General features: G+C 69.4%; 5 protein-coding genes. 1 reads left to right on the plus strand and 4 read right to left on the minus strand.

Annotated elements, in window-relative coordinates; all coding sequences use genetic code 11:
- The 4 genes from AOK24_RS28430 to AOK24_RS28445 form a co-directional block, all read right to left on the minus strand.
- Positions 1 to 1371: alpha-mannosidase (locus AOK24_RS28430; RefSeq protein ID WP_167376869.1), on the minus strand; the 1371-nt coding region annotated here is incomplete at its 3' end.
- Between the two features lie 50 nt (positions 1372 to 1421).
- Positions 1422 to 2309: a carbohydrate ABC transporter permease gene (locus AOK24_RS28435; RefSeq protein WP_206191276.1), complete on the minus strand. Its 888-nt coding sequence runs from the start codon at positions 2307 to 2309 to the stop codon at positions 1422 to 1424.
- Positions 2309 to 3232, minus strand: a complete 924-nt coding sequence (locus AOK24_RS28440; protein ID WP_055722912.1) for a carbohydrate ABC transporter permease — start codon at positions 3230 to 3232, stop codon at positions 2309 to 2311. Before AOK24_RS28440 ends, AOK24_RS28435 begins: the two co-directional genes overlap by 1 nt.
- Positions 3229 to 4608, minus strand: a complete 1380-nt coding sequence (locus AOK24_RS28445; RefSeq protein ID WP_055722913.1) for an extracellular solute-binding protein — start codon at positions 4606 to 4608, stop codon at positions 3229 to 3231. The genes AOK24_RS28440 and AOK24_RS28445 overlap by 4 nt, the downstream gene beginning before the upstream one ends.
- Positions 4609 to 4860: 252 nt before the next feature.
- Between AOK24_RS28445 and AOK24_RS28450 the strand changes: the two genes are divergently transcribed.
- A partial coding sequence (locus AOK24_RS28450) for an ROK family transcriptional regulator (protein ID WP_240554166.1) occupies positions 4861 to 5934 on the plus strand: 1074 nt, incomplete at its 3' end.

Consider the following 5934-nt stretch of genomic DNA (forward strand, 5'->3'; position numbering starts at 1 on the left):
GACTCCTACAACGGCGACCTGGGCGCCGGACAGGTCGCCGTTGTAGGAGTCGACCGGCGGGAAGTGGCTGAAGATCCGGGTGCCGTCGATGCCCTCCCACCAGAACGTGTGGTGCGGGAACTTGTTGGTGGTGTTCCAGGAGATCTTCTGCGTGAGGAACCACTTCACCCCGGCCAGCTTCATGATCTGGGGGAGGGCCGCGTTGTAGCCGAAGGTGTCCGGCAGCCACATGTCCTCGGTCTCGACGCCGAACTCGTCGAGGTAGAACCGCTTTCCGTGCACGAACTGGCGCACCAGCGCCTCGCCGCCGCTGATGTTGGTGTCCGGCTCGACCCAGAGGCTGCCGGTCGGCAGGAACTGGCCCGTCTTCGCCTTCTCCTGGGCGCGCGCGTACACCTCGGGCCGGTGCTCCTTGAGCCAGGCGAGCTGCTGGGCCTGGGACATGACGAACCTGAACTCGGGGTGGTCGTCCATGAGCTGGGTGACGTTGGAGACCGTGCGGGCCACCTTGCGGACCGTCTCGCGCAGCGGCCACAGCCACGCCGTGTCGATGTGCGCGTGGCCGACGGCGGTGACGCGGTGGGCGCCCGCGTGCGCGGGGGAGGCGAGGGCGGGGGCGAGCGCGGCGCGGGCCTGCGCCGCCGTACCGCTGATGTCCCGCAAGTCGATGGCGTCCAGGGCGAGTTCGATCGCGCGCAGGATCTGCCAGCGGCGCGGGTCGTCGGGGGAGAGCTCGTGCATGAGCTGGCCGAGGACGTCGAAGTCCTGGGTGAGTTCGTGGACTTCGCGGTCGACGACGGCCAGGTCCATGCGGCGCAGCCGGTAGACCGGGGCGCCCGGGTCGGCCGCCGGGTCGCCGAGCCAGGGGGCCGGGCCGCCGACCGAGACGGGGACGAACTGCACCTGGTCCTGGCCGGTGTGCATGACGACCGGGTTGGCGGCGGCCTCGATGAAGACGGTGAACTCCTCGCCGCCTTCGGCCTGTTCGGTGACCGGGAGCCAGGTGTTGCGCGGGTTGAGGGCCTTCACGGCGGTGCCGTCGGCCCGGTAGACGAGGCCCTCGGCGGAGAAGCCGGCCGAGTGCGTGCCGAACCCGAGGTCGAGGACTGCCTCCACCGGCAGGCCCGCCCACTCGGCCGGTACGGTCCCGGTCACCTTGAACCAGCTCGTCGTCCAGGCGGGCCCCCACGGGTCGCCGACCTTCACCGGCCGGAAGGGAGCGGCGAGCCCCTCGCCGACCGGCACCGGTTCGCCCGGCACGTCCCACGCCTCGACCGAGAGGGGTACCGCTCTGGCGTGGACGGCGGGCCGGATGCGTTCCTCCAGCACCCGGCGCAGCCGCTGTTCGGTGACGTCACGGTCGTTGTGCATGTGGATCTCCGTAGCAGAAGTGGGGGAAGTCGGCGTTGCCCAGGGAGAGTTCAGCCCTTGAGCGCGCCGCCGAGCGCGAACCCGCCGCCCAGCTTGCGGGCCAGCAGCAGGTACAGCATGACGACGGGCAGCGAGTAGATGATCGAGAACGCCGACAACTGCCCGTACTGCGTCTGGTCATGGGCGCTGAGGAAGGTGAACACGCTGACGGACGCGGGGAGTTTCTCCGGCGACAGCAGCAGGATGAAGGGGACGAAGAAGTTCCCCCACATGCCGATGAACGTGAAGATGGTGACCACGACGACCCCGGGACGCATCAGCGGCAGCACCACCCGCCACAGCACCTGCATCGTGTTCGCGCCGTCGATCCGCGCGGCCTCCTCCAGGACGACCGGCACGCCGTCCATGAAGTTCTTCATCAGCCAGATCCCGAACGGCAGCGAGGACGCGGCCAGGAACAGGGTCGTCCCCGGCATCGAGTCGATGAGATCGACCTGCACGAACATGCTGTAGACGGGGATCATCACGGCGGTGATGGGCAGCCCCGTCGAGAACAGGATCGTGTACAGGAACGGCCGCCGCACCCGCGAGCGGTACCGGGACAGCGGGTACGCGCACAGGATCGACGCCGCGACCGTGATCGCCGTACCGAAACCGCACAGCAGCAGGCTGTTGAGCATCGGGCGGAAGGTCGTGTCGACGTTGAGGACCGCGTCGAAGTTGTCCAGCGTGAGGGCGTCGGGCAGCTTCAGCCGGAAGGTGTTGAGGTCGCTGACCGAGGCGAGGACCATCCACAGCAGCGGCAGGACGTACAGGACGGACACCGCGAGCAGGACGACGTTCACCGCCAACTTGCCCGGCCGCAACCGGCGTCTGCGCGGCGCGGCCGGTGCCGTGGGGGCTTTCGAGACGGGCGGGGTGGCGAGGGCGGCGGCCATCAGTCGTCCTCCATCTTGAGCAGGCGGATGTACACGATCGAGAACAGGGCGCCGACCACGAGCAGCACCAGCGCGATCGCCGTGCCGTAGCCGATCAGGCTGTTCTGGAACGCCTGTTGGTACATGAAGATCGGCAGGGTCTCGCTCTTGTTGCCGGGACCGCCGCGCGTCATCGTGTAGATCAGCCCGAAGACCGACAGGGTCTGGAGGGTGATCAGCATCAGGTTCGTCAGGATCGTCGGCCTGATCACCGGAAGCGTCACCCGCCACAGCCGCTGCCAGGCGCCCGCGCCGTCCATCTCGGCGGCCTCGGTGAGTTCGGCCGGTACGTCGTTGATGGCGGCGGTGAACACCATCAGCGAGAACGCCGTACCGCGCCACACGTTGGCCAGGCACACCGCCAGCATCGGCATCGTGTACAGCCAGTTCTGGGTGGGCAGGCCGATCGCGTCGAGGAGCGAGTTCAGCGAGCCCTGGTCGAAGAAGAAGGCGTACATCAGGTACCCGGCGACGACCTCGGGCAGCACCCAGGCGGCGATGACGACGCCGCTGATGACCGAGCGGACCGGCTTGCTGGCCTTCTGCATCATCAGCGCGAGCGCGAGGCCCAGCGTGTTCTGCCCGACGACCGCCGAGCCGACGACGAACACGAGGGTCAGCTTCACGGCGTTGAGGAAGTCGTCGTCCTTGAACGCGCGAGTGAAGTTGTCGAAGCCGACGAAGTTCGTGCCGGACGTGCCGGTCAACTGCATGTCCGTGAACGCGTAGTAGACGCAGTACGCGATCGGACCGGCGAGGAACACGGCGAGCAGGATCACCGCCGGGACGGTCGGCAGCCCGCGCAGCAGCGAGCGGACGACGGGCGCGGGGGCGGCCCCGCGAGAGCGTTTCTCGCGGGGCGCCAGGGGGGAGACGGCGGTCACTGGGTGCCCTCGACCGTGTGGTCACCGCCGACCGCCGACTTGACATCGTTGTCGTACGTGTCTGCGGCCTTGTCGACGGACGCCTGTCCCGTCGTCACCGACTCCATCGCCTTCTGGATCGCCGTCGAGACCTGGTTGTACTCGGGCAGACCGGGGCGGTAGTGGGTGTCGGCGACCAGCGTGGTGAAGAACTTGTTGGTCGGGACGGCCTTCAGGTACTCCGGGTCGGCGGCGACGTCGCTGCGCACGGCGATGCTGGCGTTGATGATGTTCCACTTCGCGGAGTTGGCCTTCGTCTGGAGCGTCCCGGAGAGGAACTTCCAGGCCAGGTCGGGGTTCTTGGCCTTCGCCGGGACCGACCAGGCCCAGCCGCCGGACATGCTGGTCGCGCCGGGCGCCTGGCCGTTCTGGGTCGGCATCGCGGCCGTCCCCATCACCGTGTTCCACTCCTTCCACGGCGTCGGGCTCGTCGTCCCCCAGTTGTTCGGCATCCACGAGCCGTCGATGTCGATCGCGAGCTTGCCCTGCGGGATGAGTTCCGTGCCGACCGTGGTGCCGAAGTTGGCGCCGAGCGCCTGCTCCTTGGCCGGGCCGAGGCCGTCGTTGTAGACGGTGTGCACGAAGTCGAGGGCGTCCTTGAAGCCCTGGCTGCCGACGACCCACTTCTTCTGGGAGGAGTTGTACAGCGAGTTCCCGGCGGCCTGCGTGCCGTACAGCAGCATCTCGAAGCCCTGCATCGAGGACGCCTCGCCGCCCGCCTGGCCGGTGTAGAGGTTCAGCGGGGTGACGCCGGGGAGCTTCGCCTTGACCGTGCGCGCGGCCGTCAGGACGTCCGCCCAGGTCTTCGGCTGCCACGGGACGGCGATGCCGGCCTTCTGGAAGAGCTGCTTGTTGTACCAGATGCCGCGCGTGTCGGTGTTGTCCGGGACGCCGTACACCTTGCCGTCGGCGGCGCCCGTGACCGCGCCCTTCGCCGCCGCCGCGTACTGGGACCAGTCGGCCCACCGCGCGGTGTACGCGTCGAGGGGCTTGAGGTAGCCGCCCGCGATGTCGGAGTTGATCAGCGCGGTGTCCTCGTAGACGAGGTCCGGGGCGGTCGAGGGGGACCGCATCATGAGCTGGATCTTCGTGTAGTAGTCGTTCTCGGAGGCGGTGACCGGGACCAGCTGGACCTTGGTGCCGGGGTTGGCCGCCTGGAACTCCTTCACGGCGGACGCGAGGAAGTTCGCCTGGAGCTTGACCGTGCTGTTCAGGTTCTGCCAGTAGACGACCTTGACGGTCTTGGACGAACTGCCTGACGAACCCGAACCACAGGCGGTGACAGCCAGTGCGGTGGCGGCGGTGAACGCCGCGGCGGTGACGATTCTCGTGCGCACAGTGGTTCCTCCGGGGCGCGAAACCTGGGAAATGACGAGATGTTCTACGGCTCTTTCCGGCCACAGGGGCGAGTGGGTGCACCGCTCTGACCTGGCCTCGGTGCCACATCACCCAGCCCGTGCGACCGGATTTGATGGGCGTCAGCTAAATCCAATTGATGGATTAAGTCAATGCTTCCGGAGTGTAAACTTTCGGCCTGCGGGGCGCTCTGGGGGAGCGGCCGTCCGAGGTGAGGGGTCCAGGTGGTACGGGTGACGCAGCAGACGCGGGCACAGAGTGTGACGGACGAGGCACGCGTGCCCCAGGGGAGTCCGGTGACGACGCCGAGCGGCACGAACCTGCCGCGCGTCGGTGGCTACAACCAGGCCGTCGTCCTCGACGCCGTCCGGACGTCCGGGGAGATCAGCCGCGTCGAGCTCGCCGCGCTGACCGGCCTCACCAACCAGACCGTCTCCAACGTCGTCCGCAAGCTCCTCGACGCCGGGCTCGTCGCCGAGTCCGGGCAGGCGCCGTCCAACGGGGGCAAGCGCCGTACGCTGCTGTCGCTGCGGGCGGACGGGGCGTACGCGGTCGGTGTGCACCTCGATCCCGACGCCGCCGTCATCGTCGTCGTCGACCTCGCGGGGCAGGTCGTCGGCAGCCGGCGGCTCAGACTCACCGACCCCGGGGACCCGGCCGGCATCGTGGACCGCGTGTCCCGGGCCGCCCTGCGGCTCGTCGAGCGCGCCGGCGTCGACCGCGCGCGGCTCCTCGGGCTCGGCGTCGCGGCGCCCGGACCCCTCGACGGGACCACCGGGGCCGTCGTCTCGCCGCCCAACTTTCCCGGGTGGGGGCGGGTGCCGCTCACCGAGATGTTCGCCGAGGCCACCGGGCTGCCCGTCGCCCTCGACAACGACGCGACCGCCGCCGCCATAGGGGAACGGTGGATCGGGGGCGCCGAGCGGGCCGGGAGCTTCCTCTTCGTCTACCTCGGGACCGGCGTCGGGGCCGGGATCGTCCTCGACAACACCGTCCTGCACGGCGACTCCGGGAACGCGGGCGAGTTCGGGCACATGCCGGTCGAGCCCGGGGACCGGGTCTGCCAGTGCGGCGCCAACGACTGCCTCGGCCCCTATTGCAGCCCCGCCGCGATCATCGAGGACCTCTTCGACCGCCACGGCCCCGGCACCGCCGCCGGCCTCGGCCTCATCGGCGGCCCCGACTCCGTCCACCTCGACTGGAAAGCCCTCCGCAAGGCCGCCCGCTCCGGCGACGACGCCGCCCTCGACGTCGTACGCCGCGCCGCGTGCGGCCTGGCCGATGCGGCGGGCGGCGCGGCGTACGAC

Source organism: Streptomyces niveiscabiei (genome assembly GCF_001419795.1).
GTDB lineage: Bacteria > Actinomycetota > Actinomycetes > Streptomycetales > Streptomycetaceae > Streptomyces > Streptomyces niveiscabiei.